This is a genomic window from Streptomyces sp. NPDC028331 (assembly GCF_055565775.1).
Genome location: NZ_JBVHTR010000008.1, coordinates 1 through 15,253, shown reverse-complemented (window position 1 = coordinate 15,253; position 15,253 = coordinate 1). Strand labels below are relative to the sequence as shown.

General features: G+C 71.7%; 15 protein-coding genes. 5 read left to right on the top strand and 10 right to left on the bottom strand.

The genetic code is table 11. The features are described 5' to 3' along the window. Nucleotides 1–172 precede the first annotated feature (172 nt). Both ACZ4SW_RS13880 and ACZ4SW_RS13875 read right to left on the bottom strand, forming a co-directional pair. Complete coding sequence (locus tag ACZ4SW_RS13880; RefSeq protein WP_468242655.1) at nt 173–646, bottom strand: DUF2267 domain-containing protein; 474 nt, start codon at nt 644–646, stop codon at nt 173–175. Nucleotides 647–944: 298 nt separating this feature from the next. Next, nucleotides 945–1,367, bottom strand: coding sequence for an Hsp20/alpha crystallin family protein (locus ACZ4SW_RS13875; protein ID WP_468242064.1), 423 nt, complete (start codon nt 1,365–1,367; stop codon nt 945–947). A gap of 308 nt (nt 1,368–1,675) precedes the next feature. On the opposite strand from ACZ4SW_RS13875, the gene ACZ4SW_RS13870 reads away from it, so the two are divergent. Further along, complete coding sequence (locus tag ACZ4SW_RS13870; protein ID WP_468242062.1) at nt 1,676–1,978, top strand: hypothetical protein; 303 nt, start codon at nt 1,676–1,678, stop codon at nt 1,976–1,978. Between the two features lie 348 nt (nt 1,979–2,326). On the opposite strand, the gene ACZ4SW_RS13865 is transcribed toward ACZ4SW_RS13870, so the two are convergent. The 3 genes from ACZ4SW_RS13865 to ACZ4SW_RS13855 all read right to left on the bottom strand — a co-directional run bounded on the left by ACZ4SW_RS13865 (nt 2,327) and on the right by ACZ4SW_RS13855 (nt 5,754). Further along, complete coding sequence (locus tag ACZ4SW_RS13865; RefSeq protein ID WP_468242059.1) at nt 2,327–2,785, bottom strand: hypothetical protein; 459 nt, start codon at nt 2,783–2,785, stop codon at nt 2,327–2,329. A gap of 84 nt (nt 2,786–2,869) precedes the next feature. Continuing rightward, the gene (locus tag ACZ4SW_RS13860; RefSeq protein WP_468242057.1) at nt 2,870–4,351 is read right to left on the bottom strand and encodes an MFS transporter; all 1,482 of its coding nucleotides are present in this window, start codon (nt 4,349–4,351) and stop codon (nt 2,870–2,872) included. 65 nt (nt 4,352–4,416) lie between these two features. Then, the gene (locus ACZ4SW_RS13855; protein WP_468242055.1) at nt 4,417–5,754 is read right to left on the bottom strand and encodes a DUF445 domain-containing protein; all 1,338 of its coding nucleotides are present in this window, start codon (nt 5,752–5,754) and stop codon (nt 4,417–4,419) included. A gap of 248 nt (nt 5,755–6,002) precedes the next feature. Between ACZ4SW_RS13855 and ACZ4SW_RS13850 the strand changes: the two genes are divergently transcribed. After that, on the top strand, nt 6,003–7,334 hold the full coding sequence (locus ACZ4SW_RS13850; protein ID WP_468242052.1) for an SGNH/GDSL hydrolase family protein: 1,332 nt from the start codon (nt 6,003–6,005) through the stop codon (nt 7,332–7,334). A gap of 6 nt (nt 7,335–7,340) precedes the next feature. Here the strand turns inward: ACZ4SW_RS13850 and ACZ4SW_RS13845 are convergent, their stop codons facing one another. Genes ACZ4SW_RS13845 through ACZ4SW_RS13830 form a run of 4 tightly spaced genes read right to left on the bottom strand, consistent with a single transcriptional unit; the run spans nt 7,341 to nt 11,015 of the window. Then, nucleotides 7,341–8,246, bottom strand: a complete 906-nt coding sequence (locus tag ACZ4SW_RS13845; protein WP_468242050.1) for a DUF1707 SHOCT-like domain-containing protein — start codon at nt 8,244–8,246, stop codon at nt 7,341–7,343. Between the two features lie 10 nt (nt 8,247–8,256). Then, nucleotides 8,257–9,306, bottom strand: coding sequence for an ABC transporter ATP-binding protein (locus ACZ4SW_RS13840; protein ID WP_468242048.1), 1,050 nt, complete (start codon nt 9,304–9,306; stop codon nt 8,257–8,259). A gap of 10 nt (nt 9,307–9,316) precedes the next feature. Beyond that, nucleotides 9,317–10,222: an ABC transporter permease gene (locus ACZ4SW_RS13835; RefSeq protein ID WP_468242045.1), complete on the bottom strand. Its 906-nt coding sequence runs from the start codon at nt 10,220–10,222 to the stop codon at nt 9,317–9,319. Further along, complete coding sequence (locus ACZ4SW_RS13830; RefSeq protein WP_468242043.1) at nt 10,215–11,015, bottom strand: ABC transporter permease; 801 nt, start codon at nt 11,013–11,015, stop codon at nt 10,215–10,217. The genes ACZ4SW_RS13835 and ACZ4SW_RS13830 overlap by 8 nt, the downstream gene beginning before the upstream one ends. A 202-nt stretch (nt 11,016–11,217) precedes the next feature. On the opposite strand from ACZ4SW_RS13830, the gene ACZ4SW_RS13825 reads away from it, so the two are divergent. Next, a complete protein-coding gene (locus tag ACZ4SW_RS13825) occupies nt 11,218–13,659 on the top strand; it encodes a transglycosylase domain-containing protein (protein WP_468242041.1) in 2,442 nt (813 codons plus the stop codon). A gap of 72 nt (nt 13,660–13,731) precedes the next feature. Here ACZ4SW_RS13825 and bcp read toward each other — a convergent pair whose 3' ends face one another. Then, nucleotides 13,732–14,199, bottom strand: a complete 468-nt coding sequence (bcp, locus tag ACZ4SW_RS13820) for a thioredoxin-dependent thiol peroxidase (RefSeq protein WP_468242038.1) — start codon at nt 14,197–14,199, stop codon at nt 13,732–13,734. A gap of 190 nt (nt 14,200–14,389) precedes the next feature. Here bcp and ACZ4SW_RS13815 point away from each other — a divergent pair, with 190 nt between their 5' ends. Next, nucleotides 14,390–14,728, top strand: a complete 339-nt coding sequence (locus ACZ4SW_RS13815) for a DUF3618 domain-containing protein (RefSeq protein WP_468242036.1) — start codon at nt 14,390–14,392, stop codon at nt 14,726–14,728. A 43-nt stretch (nt 14,729–14,771) separates the two neighbouring features. After that, a complete protein-coding gene (locus ACZ4SW_RS13810) occupies nt 14,772–15,113 on the top strand; it encodes a GroES family chaperonin (protein ID WP_181139332.1) in 342 nt (113 codons plus the stop codon). Nucleotides 15,114–15,253: the final 140 nt, after the last annotated feature.

Below are 15,253 nucleotides of genomic sequence, written 5' to 3'. Positions count from 1 at the left end.
TCTCGTGCCGTCCCGCGTGGTGAGGAAGACGTTACGGCCGCGGGGTGGGGAAGGCGCTCCGACCGCGGGTGAGGAAGGCGCCCCGGCCGCGGGGCGAGGAGCCGGGCCGCTCGGGGGCGTCGGTCCTCGCTCCGCGGTCACGGAGTAGGTCGTACGGGTGGCGGGGTCGGTGTCACGCCGCCGGTGCGAGTTCCGCCTTGCCGAACAACAGGGCGTAACCGGAAGGGAGTTGACGGAGCAGACGCCACGTCAGATCGTCGCCCACCAGGGTGGGCAGCGTGCTGAGGACCGCGCTGACGTCCCAGCGTGCCGTCGCCGGTGTGGCGCCCTCGATGCGGGTCGCCACCGCGTCCACGAACTCGGGCGCCGTCAGCGGCCGTGTCACCGGGATCTGCGAGGCGATCAGACGCGCGGCTTCCTCGGGGAGGCGGCGGGCCAGTTCCACGCGCTCGTCGCCGATCACGTGGCCGCCGAGGGCGGAGAGCACGATACGGGTGATGCGGTCGGCCTCCCTGGTGGTCGTGTACTGGCCGGACTCCTGCACCGCGTCGACCAGCCGGGACCACTCGGGCCGGGTCGCCGGCTGCACCGCGCTCGGCGCTTCCACCGTGATCGGCGTGTCCGGCGTGATCGGCGTGTCCGGCATGATCGGCGTGTCCGGCATGATCGCTGTGCCGACCGGGGTCGCCGTGTCCACCGCCGTGTCCACCGGGATGTTCGTGGGCGCCGTGCCGACCGGGTCCGTCATCGTCGTCCCGGCCGGAGCCGCCGTCGCCATGCCGGTCGCCGCCGTTCCGGTCGCCGCCGCGCTCGTCGTGGTCGTACTCATCCTGCGGGTACTCCTCCGTTTCGCTTCCCCACCTGGTCCCCACCCGGGTACCCGGTTGCCGTCGCCCGTCCCGTGGTTTTTTTCGGCCACGGGACGGGCCCTTGCCAGGCGAACGTCAGCTGCTGAGCTGCTTGCGCTTGTCGCCGCCCGTGATCTGGATGCGGCGCGGCTTGGCCTCCTCGGCGACAGGGATGCGGAGGGTGAGGACACCGGCGTCGTACGAGGCGTCGATGCGTTCCGTGTCCAGGGTGTCGCCCAGGAACAGCTGGCGGGTGAAGGTCCCGGTGGGACGCTCGGCCACGATCGTCTCGGCGCCCTCGGGGGCCGGGGAGCGGCGCTCGGCGCGGACGTTGAGGACGTGGCGTTCTACGTCCAGGTCGATCGACTCGGGGTCGATGCCGGGGAGGTCGAAGTGGACGACGAGTTCGTCACCGGAACGGTAGGCGTCCATCTGCATCGCGGCGGGACGCCCGGTGGTGCCGAAGACCTGCTGCGTGAGCCGGTCGAGCTCGCGGAACGGATCGGTGCGCATGAGCATCACAGGTCACTCCCTTCATGAGGTGCTGGGTTGCGATGCCCTCTACGACTTCTTATATAGCGCGGAGGCAGAAAGTTGACAAGCGCCGACTCAAGTTGTCGAGGAACGGGTCTTTGTGCAGGTGGAACGGGGGGTCCGTCGAGGTGCGGCGGGTTGCGCGGCGGCGCGAAGGCAGGGCAGCGGGGGGCGCGAAGGCAGGGCAGCGGGGCGCGACGGGCGGCGCGCCGGACGCTCACCCCCGCGCCCGGTCGCGCCACGCGCCGGGTTAGCCTCGTTCGCACAGACGCACCGTCAGGAGGCAGACAGCGATGGCGAAGGTTCCCACGGCTCTGGTGGCCGCGAGCGGGCTCGTCGGCGGATACGGGGTCGCCCGATGGACCAGGAAGCGGCAGCTCGGCGGGGCCGTACTGGCCGTCGCGGGCGCCGCGGCCGCGCAGCGGTGGCGGCGGCAGGCCGGGGGCGCGGCGGCCGGGGCGCTGACCGCCGCGTACGTCGCCGCGTTCGCCGGGTCCCACCCGCTGGCCAAGAAGGTGGGGGCGTGGCCGTCGGTCTTCGGGGTGGCCGGGGCCGTCGCGCTGGCGTCCTGGGCCGTGGCCGACCGGCGCGGCTAGTGCTGTGACCGGAAAGGTTTCCGGGAAGCTCGCGGCGTCCGGTGCGGTACATCGCAAGGCGGAGCATCGCCCGCGTACTGGATGTACTCGGGTGATGCGACAACGCGGCGAGGTGCCGTGCCGGGCGTCGCGAGCCGGTGAACCTTTCCGGTCACAGCACTGGCAAGGACCGGCACCGCGGCCCACGCGGCGGCCGTCGCCGAGGGTGACGGAGTCCGCCCTGAAACGCGCGGCGTAGCGACTGGTGCCCACCACCCGGGCGGCATCACCGGCGGCCGGGCCGCGTCACCGTACGGACGAGCGCGCGGCCCGGGTCCACCACCGGCGCCCGGCCGAGCCCTGCGGACCTCACAGCGGATTCGTGAGCGTCAGCTCCTCCTCCCTCGCCCACTCCCCCCGGAAAGCCCGCGCCGCCCCCGCCGCGACCAGGACCCCGGCCGCGATCAGCAACGTGCAGAAGCCCCAGGCCAGCGGCCACAGGGAGGCGTCGGGGCCCGGGTGGGCGCGCAGGGAGAGGTGCATCAGCGTGGCCGGTGGGGCCGCCACCAGCAGCAGGGGCCACCCGAGGCCGTCCCAGTGGCCGAAGTAGACCGCGAGGAACAGCAGGGTCAGCGCCAGGAAGAGGATGCCGGCGCCCGTCACGGGGGTCGTCTCCTCGACGGCTCCGGGGGCCGCGGCGCGGTTGCGCAGGTCCCAGGGCAGGCACAGGAGGTACGCCCCGGCCGCGAGGGCGGCGCCGAGCAGGCGGATCAGCCAGCGCTCGGGCCAGGGGCGCGTTCGCAGGGGGCGGAACAGCTTCTCGGTCATGCGTACGAGGGTGACCGCGGAGCGGCGGGGCCGGGAGAGTACGGATACTCAGATCCTCACCGCCACGCGGCCACCCGGGCCGCCCTACGGCGTCGCCCGCGCCCCCCGCGCCGACGACGCCACCGCCGTCAGCGGGCGGGCGATGTCCTCCAGCGAGCGCCGTTCCGCCCGTACCGCGAGCAGGGCCGCGACCAGGCCCGCCGCGCACATCACGGCCGCGCCGATCTGGAAGGCCAGGACCGTGTCGCCGACCTTGCCGGTGCCCGTCAGGTCGGCGAACAGGATGGGGCCGGTGACACCGCCGGCCGCGGTGCCGATCGCGTAGAAGAAGGCGATGGACATGGCGCGGGTCTCCATCGGGAACACCTCGGAGACCGTCAGGTAGGCGCTGGAGGCGCCCGCCGAGGCGAAGAACAGCACCGCGCACCAGCAGGCCGTCAGCGTGCCCGCGTCCAGCGAGCCCCGGCCGAACAGCCAGGCCGTGCCGAACAGCAGCAGGCCGGAGATCAGGTACGTCGAGGAGATCATCACCCGGCGGCCGACCGTGTCGAACAGCTTGCCGAGCAGCAGCGGGCCCATGAAGTTGCCGATCGCGATGACGGCGAAGTAGTAGCCGGTGTGGTCGGCCGGCACGTCGAAGAACTTGGTCAGGATCGCGCCGAAGCCGAACGTGATCGCGTTGTAGAGGAACGCCTGGCCGATGAAGAGGGAGAAGCCCAGCGCGGCGCGCCTGCGGTAGTCGTGGAAGACCGTGCGGGCGATGGTGCCGAAGCCGATGCTCTCGCGCTGGTGGATGGTGATGGTGTCCTCGGCCTCGGGGAGCCGCTCCCCCCGCTCGTCCTCGATCCGCCGTTCGATGCCGGAGACGACCTGTTCCGCTTCCTGCTCCCGGCCGTGGATCAGCAGCCAGCGTGGGCTTTCGGGAACGTGCCGCCGTACCAGCAGGATGACCAGGCCGAGGACGACGCCCAGGGCGAAGGTCAGCCGCCAGCCGACGTCCTTCGGCAGGATCGCGGTGTTCAGGGCGAGGATCGACAGCAGCGCGCCGCCGACGGCGCCCACCCAGAAACTGCCGTTGATGATCAGGTCGACCCGGCCGCGGTACTGCGCCGGGATCAGTTCGTCGATCGCGGAGTTGATGGCCGCGTACTCACCGCCGATGCCGAAGCCGGTCAGGAAGCGGAAGAGGAAGAACCACCAGGAGTTGAAGGACACCGCGGTCAGGGCGGTGGCGCCGAGATAGACCGCGAGAGTGATCATGAAGAGTTTCTTGCGGCCGAACCGGTCGGTCAGACGGCCCCAGAACAGTGCTCCTGAGCAGGCGCCCGCCACGTACAAGGCGGCCGCCAGCCCGGTGACCTGGCTCGAGCTGATCGCGAGGCCGCTGCCGGGCTCGGACAGACGGCTGGCGATGTTGCCGACGACCGTGACCTCCAGGCCGTCGAGGATCCACACCGTGCCGAGGCCGATCACGATCGTCCAGTGCCAGCGTGACCAGGGCAGACGGTCGAGACGGGCGGGTATCGCGGTGGTGACCGAGCCAGGGCGTGGCGCGGTGATCGACATGGCTCCCTCCTCACGGGCGCCGGGGTGACGCCGCATGCCGCCCCGGGTTCCCGCGCCGGAGCCGGTTACGCCCCCAGCGCCTTGGACACGGTGTAGATCAGCAGCCCGGCCAGCGAGCCCACGACCGTGCCGTTGATCCGGATGAACTGCAGGTCGCGGCCGATGTGCGCCTCGATCTTGCGGGTGGTGTGGCCGGCGTCCCAGCTCGCGACCGTGTCCGTGATCAGGGAGGTGATCTCCCGGCGGTAGGTGGTCACGACGTGCACCGCGGCGCCCTCCACCCAGGAGTTCACCTTGCCCTGCGTCTTCGACTCGGTGGCCATGCGGGCGCCCAGCGACAGCAGCGAGGCCCGCACCCGGAGCCGCAGCTCGCTGCGCTCGTCCTCCGCCGCCGAGACGATCATGGAGCGTACGGCCGTCCAGGCGGACGCGATCAGGTCCTGCACCTCGCCGCGGCCCAGCACCTCGCCCTTGAGCCGCTCCACCCGCGCCCGGGTGTCGGTGTCGGACTGCAGGTCGGAGGCGAAGTCGGCGAGGAACCGGTCGAGGGCGCCGCGCGCCGGGTGGCTGGGCGCGTCCCGCATCTCGGTGACGAAGCGGAGCAGCTCCTTGTAGACCCGCTCGCCGACCTTCTTGTCGACGAAGCGGGGCGTCCAGCCGGGGGCGCCGCCCTGGACGGCGGCCATCACCTGGTCGTCGTGCAGGACGAGCCAGTCGTGGGCGCGGGCGCAGACCAGGTCGACGATCCGTTTGTGGCCGCCGTCCGCGACGACGCGCTCCAGCAGCTTGCCGAGCCCGGGCGCGATCTCCTGGGCGTCGGCGCGGCGGGTGATGGCCTCGCCGACCACCGCCTGCACATCGGAGTCGCGCAGCACGGTCAGGGCCCCGCGCAGGGCCGTGGCCAGCTCGGCCGTGACCCGGTCGGCGTGCTCCGGATCGGCGAGCCAGGCACCCAGACGGCTCGCTATGCCGACGGCGCGCAGCCGCTGCCGTACGACCTCCTCGGACAGGAAGTTCTCGCCGACGAACTCGCCGAGGGAGACGCCGAGCTGGTCCTTCTTGTTCGGGATGATCGCCGTGTGCGGGATCGGCAGGCCCAGCGGGTGGCGGAAGAGGGCCGTGACCGCGAACCAGTCGGCGAGCGCGCCGACCATGCCCGCCTCGGCGGCCGCCGCCACATAGCCCGCCCAGGGACCCGCGCCCGTGTTCTGCGCCCACCTGGCCAGCGCGTACACCACGGCGACCAGCAGCAGCAGACCGGTCGCCGTGCCCTTCATCCGCCGTACGCCCCGGCGCTTCTCCTCGTCGGCAGGGCTGAAGGACGTCATCGCCCGGCCGGCGGCGATGCCCGGGCCGGACGGCTGCCGCACCGTCACCTCGTCGTCCGTCTTCGTCCGTTCCATCCACTCCACCCGTCCGCGTCCCCCGTACACATTGTCCCTTCCCGACCGACTCCCGGAACGGAACAGGAGTTCCCGACGTCTTGTCCGGGAGAGGGAAGATTCTGTGCCTTTCCAGGGTTACGTCAGGGGTTTCACCCTCGGGGGGCCGGCCCAGGGCCGCGCCGGACCCCTTCCGCCCCATGACGCATCATGGGACTGATCATTTACGGAGCCTCGGGCTCCGCTCGCCCTAGGAGACAACGCACCGCATGACCAGGAAACACGGTTATGCCCTGCTGGCCGCTGTCCTGACGCTCGTTCTGAGCGTCTCGGCCGCCATATACGCCGGTGTCGCGGCCGGTGACGCCAGCCGCCGCAGCACCCCCGCCGCCGGTCATCCCGCTTCGGCGAACCCCGCCGCCCCCGCATCCGCCGGCATCTGGGTGGGCGCCTGGGCGGCCTCCCCGTCCGGGGCCGAGCCCGGCACCCGGGCGACCGGGGCGGCGGGCAGGTCCGTCCGCAACGTCGTGCACGTCGGCATCGGCGGGACCAGTGCCCGGATCACGCTGTCCAATCTCTACGGCGCCCAGCCGCTGAACATCACGCACGCCTCGATCGCCCTGGCCGCCGCGGACGACACCGCGCGGGCGGCCGCCGACAGCATGCGCCGGCTCACCTTCGCCGGCTCGCCGTCCGTCGTCATCGCCCCCGGCGGGCAGGCGGTCAGCGACGCCGTCCGGATCGTCGTCCCGCGTGACGCGGACGTACTGGTGACCACGTACTCCCCCACCCCGTCGGGCCCGGTCACCTACCACCGGCACGCGCAGCAGATCTCCTACGTGGCCCGCGGCGACCGCACCGAGGACACCAGCGGCGCCCCGTTCACCGCGCCGACCTCCTCCTGGCGCTATCTGACCGCGCTCGACCTGTTCAGCAACGAGGCGGCGGGCACCGTCGTCGCGTTCGGCGACTCGATCACCGACGGCATCACCTCCACCGTGGGCGCCGACCGCCGCTGGACGGACGTCCTGAACGAGCGGCTGCGCGCGGCGGCCGGATCGCGTGACGTGCCCCGGTACACCGTGGTGAACGAGGGCATCAGCGGCAACGAGGTCCTGGCGAGCGGCGGAGGACGGCCGGCCGACAACCCGAGCGGTCTGAGCCGCTTCGGCCGGGACGTGCTGGAGCGCACGAACGTCAAGGCCGTCGTCATCGACCTCGGCGTCAACGACATCCTGCACAACCCCGGCCACGCCGACCCGGACCGGATCACCGCCGGGCTGCGCACCCTCGTCCGCGACGCCCACGCACGCGGCCTGAAGGTCGTCGGCGCGACGCTGATGCCGTTCGAGGGCCACCGCCTCTACCGGGCCGACCGGGAGCAGGTGCGCCAGGCCGTCAACGCGCGGATCCGCTCCGGCGGCGTGTTCGACGCGGTCGTCGACTTCGACAGGGCGCTGCGCGACCCGTACGACCCGCGCCGGCTGCGCCCCGACTACGACTCGGGCGACCACCTCCACCCCAGCGACCAGGGCTTCCGGAGGATGGCGCAGGTCCTCGCCCTGACCTCGCTGAAGGGCGCCGCACCCGCGGAGCTGTAGTCCCGCTCACCAGCCGCCGTGACGGCGCCGGTCGCGTTCCTCGCGCCGCGCCTCACGGCGCTCGCGGTGCTCCTCCCGCCGCTCCTCGCGGCGTTCGCGCATCCACTCCCGGTGGTCCTCGAGCGCCTTGTGGGCGTCGAGCAGGTCCTCCAGGCCCTCGCGGGGGGAGTTCCGCAGTTCCTTGCGCCCGGCCCTGCGCTCCAGCTTCTCCTGGCGGCGCTCCTCCTTCAGCCGCTGCCGCTCGGCCCTGGTCAGCTTGCGCTCGACGCCGACCCCGCCCCAGAACGCGAACCCGGTGACGACCACGCGCGGCGCGCCCGGCTCCCCCGGCACGCCCTCCTCGCGGTGGTCGAAGCCGCCCATGATGCCGATGCCGCGCACGACCACCTCGACGCCGGGCGGCACGATCACGTTCATCCCGCCCATGATGGCGACGCAGTTGATCTCGACCTCGCGGTCCGCGAACTCCGCCTCCCTGAGGTCGATCTCACCGCCGCCCCAGAAGGCGAAGCAGTTGAACCGCCTGGGCACCCGCCAGCGGCCCTTGCGCTGGAAGCCGGACATCACGGCGACCGCCCACGTGGACGACCCCTCACCACCGGTGATCCGCCCGGCCCAACCGCCGCTCTGCGCCGGTTCCTTGGTCAGGGACACCGCCGGGGGTGTGACGCCCGCGGCCGGCAGGTCACGGGTGATCGGCGCCAGTTCGCGGTACGTCCGCGCCCGGTACGTCGCCTCCAGCCGCTCCTCGAACTCCTCCATGTCCAGACGGCCCTCCGCGAGGGCGTCCCTGAGGACCTCGGCGACTCGTTCACGATCGGCGTCGGAGGCGCGCAGATCCGGATCCGGGACCGGGGTGTGCGGCGCCGGCCGCTGATCGTGGCTTCCCCCGTGAGACACAGCGTCGGTCATGTGCGCCAGCCTACGAGTTCGCGGCGCCCCGGACCACGCCGCGGCCCCCGCCGGCCTCCTCCGCGTGCACCTGCGTGTGCTTCTCCGCGTACATCTTCGCGATCACCGCCTCGATGTCCGGCTCCCGCACCGACAGGTCCACCAGCGGGTACTCCGCCGCTATCCGCGCGACCAGCGGCGCCGCCGACTGTGACGCCGGGAACGCCAGCCACTGCCGCGGCCCCTCCACCCGCACCACGCGCGCGGGCGGCGCCTGGATCGGCGGAAGCTCCCGCTCCAGGTCGACCACCAGGGTGCGTTCGCCGTCGCCGACCTCGTGCAGCCCGGCGAGCGGGCCGTCGTACATCAGACGGCCGTGGTCGATGACCATCACCCGGGAGCACAACTGCTCGATGTCCTGGAGGTCGTGCGTGGTCAGCAGCACCGTCGTGCCGCGCTCCGCGTTCACCTCGCGCAGGAACTCCCGCACCTTCGCCTTGGAGATGACGTCCAGGCCGATCGTCGGCTCGTCCAGGTACAGCACCTCGGGGTCGTGCAGCAGCGCCGCCGCGATGTCGCCGCGCATCCGCTGGCCCAGCGAGAGCTGCCGTACCGGCACGTCCAACAGGGCGCCCAGTTCGAGCAGTTCGACCAGGCGGTCGAGGTTCTCGCGGTAACGGGCGTCCGGGATGCGGTACATGCGGTGCATCAGCCGGTAGGAGTCGATCAGCGGCAGGTCCCACCACAGGGTCGTACGCTGCCCGAACACCACGCCGATGCGCTGTGCGAGCCGGGTCCGCTCCCGGGAGGGGTCGATGCCGGCGACCCGCAGCCGGCCGCCGCTCGGGGTCAGGATCCCGGTCAGCATCTTGATGGTGGTGGACTTCCCGGCGCCGTTCGGCCCGATGTAGCCGACCATCTCGCCGCGCGCCACGGTGAAGGAGATCGAGTCCACGGCCCGCACCCGCCGCCGCTCGCTCTTGAGGAACCCGGTCCTCTTGCGCACGTCGAAGACCTTCTCGACGCGGTCCAGTTCGATGAAACGGCCGTCTTCGACGAGGCCGCCGTCCGTGCTGTCCACGAGTTGTCCCTCAGCTTCCCGTACTCCGGTACGAACGCAGTCCCGCCCGCCACGCCAGCCCCGCCAGCCCGCAGCAGCCCGCCGCGACCAGCGGCGGGGCGAAGGCGGCCCAGGACGGCAGATCGAGCGGATAGGGCCGGCCCAGCACGTACAGCGCGGGCAGCCAGTTGACGAAGGCGAGCGGCAGCACGAACGTCACCCCGCGCAGCAGCTCCTTCGCGAACACGGTGGGCGGGTACTGCAACAGCGTCTGCCCGCCGTAGGTGAAGGAGTTCTGCACCTCGGAGGCGTCCTGCGCGACGAACTGGAACGCCGCTCCCGCCACGAACACCGCGCAGAAGATCGCGGCGCCGCTCGCCAGCGCCAGCGGGACCGTCAGCACCTTCAGCGGGCTCCAGGAGATGTGCAGGGCGGCGATCGCGTACCCGAGGACCAGCAGGCCCTGGGTGAGGCGGCCCAGGCGGCGCAGCCCGAAGCGGTCCGCGGCGACCTGCGCCAGCACCGGCACCGGGCGCACCAGCAGCGTGTCCAGCGTGCCGTCGCGCACCCGCCGCCCCAGCCGGTCCATCGAGCCGAGGGCGAGGTCGGCGAAGCCGAAGGCGGTCGCGGACAGGCCGTACAGGAACGCGACCTCAGGCAGGGTGTAGCCGCCGAGCGTGTCGATCCGCGAGAACATCAGCATGATCGCGACGAAGTCCAGCGCCGTGCCGGTGAAGTTGCCGAACGTCGTCATCGCGAAGGAGGCGCGGTAGGCCATGGTGGAGCGGATCCACATGGCGGTGATCAGACGGTAGGCGCGCAGCCCCTCGCGCACCCGGCCGTACGTCCGCCCGCCCCCGTACGCCTCCGCGCGCTCCCGCCCGCGAGCCTCCCGACGCTCCCGCGCGTCCTGGCGCCCGTGGCCCTGTTCAGCCACCCTGGACCACCACCCGCCGGGTCGCCGCCGCCTGCACCAGCCGGCCCGCGGCCAGCAGCACCACCGCCCACGCGCCCTGGAAGGCGTACGTGGGCAGGGGGTCCGCCGTGCCGAGCAGCACGTCCAGGGGGGACTGCAGCAGCGCGGACCAGGGCAGCACGCGCATCACCTCGCCGAGCGTGCCGGGGAAGACGTTCAGCGGCAGCAGCATGCCCGAGCAGAAGACCGCGAGGAGCCAGGACAACTGGGCCACCCCCGCCCCGTCCAGCAGCCAGAACGCGGTGAGCGCCACGATGAACCGGAGCGCGAAGCTCACCACCACCCCGAACCCGACCGCGATCAGGAAGGCCAGCCAGGTCAGCGGGCTCGTGGGCAGTGCGAGCGGGAACACCAGCGCGCCCACCACCAGCGGCACCACTCCCCGGCCGAGCAGGTGGAACAGGGCCCGCCCCAGGTCCGCGGCCAGCCACCACGACTGCAGGTCGGCGGGCCGGTACAGGTCGATCGCGATGTCGCCGGTGCGGATCCGTTCGATCAGCTCGTCCTCGAAGCCGCCGCCCATCACCGAGACGGTCATCAGCAGCGCCTGGCCGGTCCACACGTACGTCAGCGCCTGTCCCTCGTCGTAACCCCCCAGGTGCGGTCGTTCGTGCCACAGGGCCAGATAGGTGTATGCCAGGATCAGCCCGAAGACTGTGTTGGTGAACACCCCCGCCGCGGTCGCGGTCCGGTAGGTCGCGTACCGCCGGAAACCACCGGCGGCGACAGCGGCGTACAACCGCCCTGTCCCCACGGGAGTCCTCCCTTCGACGCGTGCGGGCGAAACGCAGGAGCCTAGCGCGCGGACGAAGTGGCGTACCACACGTTTTCCCCCCGCGGAACGGTCCCCGTTCCGGGAACTGGAACGCAAGGTGCGACAGTCTTCATCAGGGGATGCAGATGGCGTACGAGGACGTACGGGAACGTACGACGCGAAACGGGAGTCCGGCAGCACGATGAGCGACCAGCCACAGCCGCAGAAGAGCAGCCAGGGCGTGGCGTCCGGAGAACCGCAGACGGCACCCGTCGCGGCGCTCCCCGGCGAAGGCCCGAAGCGGCCGAGGCGCACGGGCTGGCGCCGGCTGATCCCCACCTGGAAGACGGTGCTCGGCACCCTGCTGGCGGGCGTGCTGCTCCTGGTCGGACTGTTCGCCCTGGGCTACTACATGGTCAGGATCCCGGCGGCGAACACGGCGGCGACCCAGCAGAGCAACGTCTACCTGTACGCGGACGGCAGCGAACTGGCCCGGGACGGCGCCGTCAACCGCGAGAACGTCAAGCTCGCCGAGATCTCCAAGGCCGCCCAGCACGCGGCGCTCGCCGCCGAGGACCGCGACTTCTACACCGAGTCCGCCGTCGACCCCCAGGCCATGCTCCGCGCGGCCTGGAACACGGCCACCGGCAAGGGCAAGCAGTCCGGCTCGACGATCACCCAGCAGTACGTCAAGAACTACTACCTGGAGCAGCAGCAGACCGTCACCCGCAAGGTGAAGGAGTTCTTCATCGCGATCAAGCTGGACCGCGAGAAGAGCAAGGACGAGATCCTCGAGGGCTACCTCAACACCAGCTACTTCGGCCGCAACGCCTACGGCATCCAGGCCGCCGCCCAGGCCTACTACGGCGTGGACGCCAAGGACCTCGACGTCGGCCAGGCCGCCTACATCGCCGCCCTGCTCAACGCGCCCAGCGAGTACGACGTGATCGCGCACCCCGAGAACAAGGGCGCGGCCCTCGCCCGCTGGAACTACGTCCTCGACGGCATGGTCAAGAAGGGCTGGCTGAGCGCCGCCGAGCGCAAGAAGGTGACCTTCCCCACGCCCCGCGAGCAGGTCCATGCCTCCGGCATGTCCGGGCAGCGCGGCTACCTGGTCGAGGCGATCAAGGACTACCTCACCAGCAACAAGATCATCGACGAGGACACCCTGGCCCGCGGCGGCTACCGCATCACCACCACGCTGGAGAAGTCCAAGCAGGACGCGTTCGTCAAGGCCGTCAACGACCAGGTGATGGACAAGCTCGACAAGAAGAACAACAAGGTCGACCAGTACGTCCGCGCGGGCGGCGCCTCCATCGACCCCGCCACCGGCAAGGTCCTCGCGATGTACGGCGGCATCGACTACACCAAGCAGTACGTCAACAACGCCACCCGCCGCGACTACCAGGTCGGCTCGACCTTCAAGCCGTTCGTGTTCACCTCGGCGGTGGAGAACGGCTCCCGCACCCAGGACGGGGTCACCATCACCCCGAACACGGTCTACGACGGCACCGACAAGCGGCCCGTGCAGGGCTGGTCCGGCGGGGCCTACGCACCGGAGAACGAGGACAACGTCTCCTACGGCCCGATCACCGTCCGCAAGGCCACGGACAAGTCCGTGAACGCCGTGTACGCGCAGATGGCGGTGGACGTCGGCCCGTCCAGGGTCAAGCAGACCGCGATCGACCTGGGCCTGCCCGCGAGCACCCCCGAGCTGTACCCATACCCGTCGATCGCGCTCGGCACGGCCACCGCGAGCGTCCTCGACATGGCGCAGGCGTACGCGACGCTCGCCAACCACGGCAAGCACGGCGCGTACACGCTGGTCGAGAAGATCACCAACGGCACCCAGAACATCGCGCTGCCGCAGCAGTCCATGAAGCAGGCGGTCAGCCGGGAGTCGGCCGACACCACCACGTCGGTCCTGCAGAGCGTGGTCGACAACGGCACCGCGACCGCCGCGCAGGCCGCCGGGCGGCCCGCCGCCGGCAAGACGGGCACCGCGGAGGAGGACCAGGCCGCCTGGTTCGCGGGCTACACCCCCGACCTGGCCACCGTGGTCGCCGTGATGGGCCAGGACCCGAACACCGGCAAGCACGAGTCGCTGTACAACGCCATGGGGCTGCCCCGCATCAACGGCGGCGGCGCGCCCGCGCAGATCTGGGGGGAGTACACCAAGGACGCGTTGCAGGGGCAGCCGGTGAAGGACTTCGACCTGCAGCTCCAGGCGGGCGCGGACCAGACGGTGGAGCCGCCGAGCACCGGTCCGTCGAGCCAGCAGCCGGGCACCACGGGCGACCAGTCGAACGGCGGCACGACCGGCGGCCAGTCCAGCACCCCCGGCCAGGACCAGGGTCAGACCCAGGGCCAGACGACGGGCGGCACCCCGGGCACGGGCGGCACCACGACGGGCGGCACGCCGGGCACCGGCGGAGCGGCGGCGGGCGGCCCGACCGGGACCGGCGGCACGACCGGCGACGGCGGCACGACGGGGACCGGAGGCACCACCGGCGACGGCGGCACGACCGGCGCGGGGGGAACCACCGGGGACGGCGGCGCCACCGGCGCGGGAGGCACCACCGGGGACGGCGGCGCCACCGGGAACGGCGGGACGACCGCCGGGGCACCGGGCCGGAGGGCGTAGCGGCGAGACCCCCGGGACACGAAACGGCCCGCACCGGATCACACCGGTGCGGGCCGCTCCCCATGGCCGGGCTCAGACACCCAGATCCTTGATGATCTTGGCCACGTGCCCCGTAGCCTTCACGTTGTACAGCGCGCGCTCCACCTTGCCGTCCTCGTCCACGATCACCGTGGAACGGATGACGCCGACGACCGTCTTGCCGTACAGCTTCTTCTCCCCGAAGGCGCCGTACGCCTCCAGCACCTTCTTGTCGGGGTCGGCGAGCAGCGTCACCTTCAGGGACTCCTTCTCGCGGAACTTCGCGAGCTTCTCCGGCTTGTCCGGGGAGATGCCGATGACGTCGTAGCCGGCGCCCGCCAGCAGCTCGAGGTTGTCCGTGAAGTCGCACGCCTGCTTGGTGCAGCCCGGGGTGAGCGCGGCCGGGTAGAAGTAGACGATGACCTTGCGGCCCTCGTGGTCGGCCAGGGAGACCTCGTTGCCGTCGGCGTCCGGCAGGGTGAAGGCGGGGGCGGTGTCGCCGGGCTGGAGTCGCTCGCTCATCGGTACCTCACGGGGCAAGGGGCGGGTCACGCGGATCACGCGGACTGGCGGGTTACCGGACGAGCCTAATCTCCTTCGGGCCCGCCACGGGGGTGCCGATGGGTGCCTTCGGCACGAAGCTGACAGACTGTCCAGCACAGAATCAGGAAAGTGCGCGGAACACGCCGCACACGACCACGGAGGAAGCGCGGTGACGGACACGTCGAGCACACCGGACACCAGGACTCCGGCCGAGATCGAGGCGGACATCAAGCGCCGCCGTGAGACGCTGGCCGAGACGCTCGACGAGATCGGCGTCCGGGTGCACCCCAAGACGATCGTCGGGGACGCCAAGGCCAAGGTCGTCTCCAACATCGACCACACGCTCGGGCGGGCCTATGTGGGCGTCAACCGGGTCGTCAGCGAGGTCAAGGGCCAGCTCGTCACAGAGGAGGGCGCGCCGCGGCTGGAGCGCATCGTGCCGGTGGCGCTGGTCGTGGTCGGGGTCGTGGGGCTCCTCGCCCTGGGCTCCCGGCGGCGCAGGGACTGACCCGGCCGCGCGCGAGGCCGTCGAAGGCAGGTAGGTTCAGGGCGTGAGCGAGAAGACCCACCACGACAAGTTGCCCATCCGGATGCTGCACGACCGCGTGCTGGTGCGGCAGGAGACCGGCGAGGGCGAGCGCCGCTCCGGCGGCGGCATCCTGATCCCCGCGACCGCGGCCGTGGGCCGGCGCCTCGCCTGGGCCGAGGTCGTCGCGGTCGGGCAGAACGTACGGACCGTGGAACCGGGCGACCGGGTCCTGTTCGACCCCGAGGACCGCGCCGAGGTGGAGGTACGCGGCATCGCCTACGTCCTGATGCGCGAACGCGACCTGCACGCCGTGGCCGCGGACCGCTTCGAGGGGGCGGAGGACTCCACGGGGCTGTACCTGTAGCGGGCGGCTCGTACCGGTGAAGGGTGGCCGAAGGGCCGGTGACACCCTCAGGTTCTAGTAGTCGTTGCAACACCCCAGCTCAGGGGATGCAATGGACTTCGAGATCCGCAGGGACCGGACGGCTCAGGGGCCTGTGAAGC

Excerpts from the sequence above, each read along its gene's own strand:
- ACZ4SW_RS13850 (WP_468242052.1), top strand. The coding sequence starts at position 6,003 with ATGACCAGGAAACACGGTTATGCCCTGCTGGCCGCTGTCCTGACGCTC.
- ACZ4SW_RS13855 (WP_468242055.1), bottom strand. The coding sequence starts at position 5,754 with ATGGAACGGACGAAGACGGACGACGAGGTGACGGTGCGGCAGCCGTCC.
- ACZ4SW_RS13825 (WP_468242041.1), top strand. The coding sequence starts at position 11,218 with ATGAGCGACCAGCCACAGCCGCAGAAGAGCAGCCAGGGCGTGGCGTCC.
- ACZ4SW_RS13865 (WP_468242059.1), bottom strand. The coding sequence starts at position 2,785 with ATGACCGAGAAGCTGTTCCGCCCCCTGCGAACGCGCCCCTGGCCCGAG.
- ACZ4SW_RS13875 (WP_468242064.1), bottom strand. The coding sequence starts at position 1,367 with ATGCTCATGCGCACCGATCCGTTCCGCGAGCTCGACCGGCTCACGCAG.
- ACZ4SW_RS13870 (WP_468242062.1), top strand. The coding sequence starts at position 1,676 with ATGGCGAAGGTTCCCACGGCTCTGGTGGCCGCGAGCGGGCTCGTCGGC.
- ACZ4SW_RS13845 (WP_468242050.1), bottom strand. The coding sequence starts at position 8,246 with ATGACCGACGCTGTGTCTCACGGGGGAAGCCACGATCAGCGGCCGGCG.
- bcp (WP_468242038.1), bottom strand. The coding sequence starts at position 14,199 with ATGAGCGAGCGACTCCAGCCCGGCGACACCGCCCCCGCCTTCACCCTG.
- ACZ4SW_RS13860 (WP_468242057.1), bottom strand. The coding sequence starts at position 4,351 with ATGTCGATCACCGCGCCACGCCCTGGCTCGGTCACCACCGCGATACCC.
- ACZ4SW_RS13880 (WP_468242655.1), bottom strand. The coding sequence starts at position 646 with ATGCCGGACACGCCGATCACGCCGGACACGCCGATCACGGTGGAAGCG.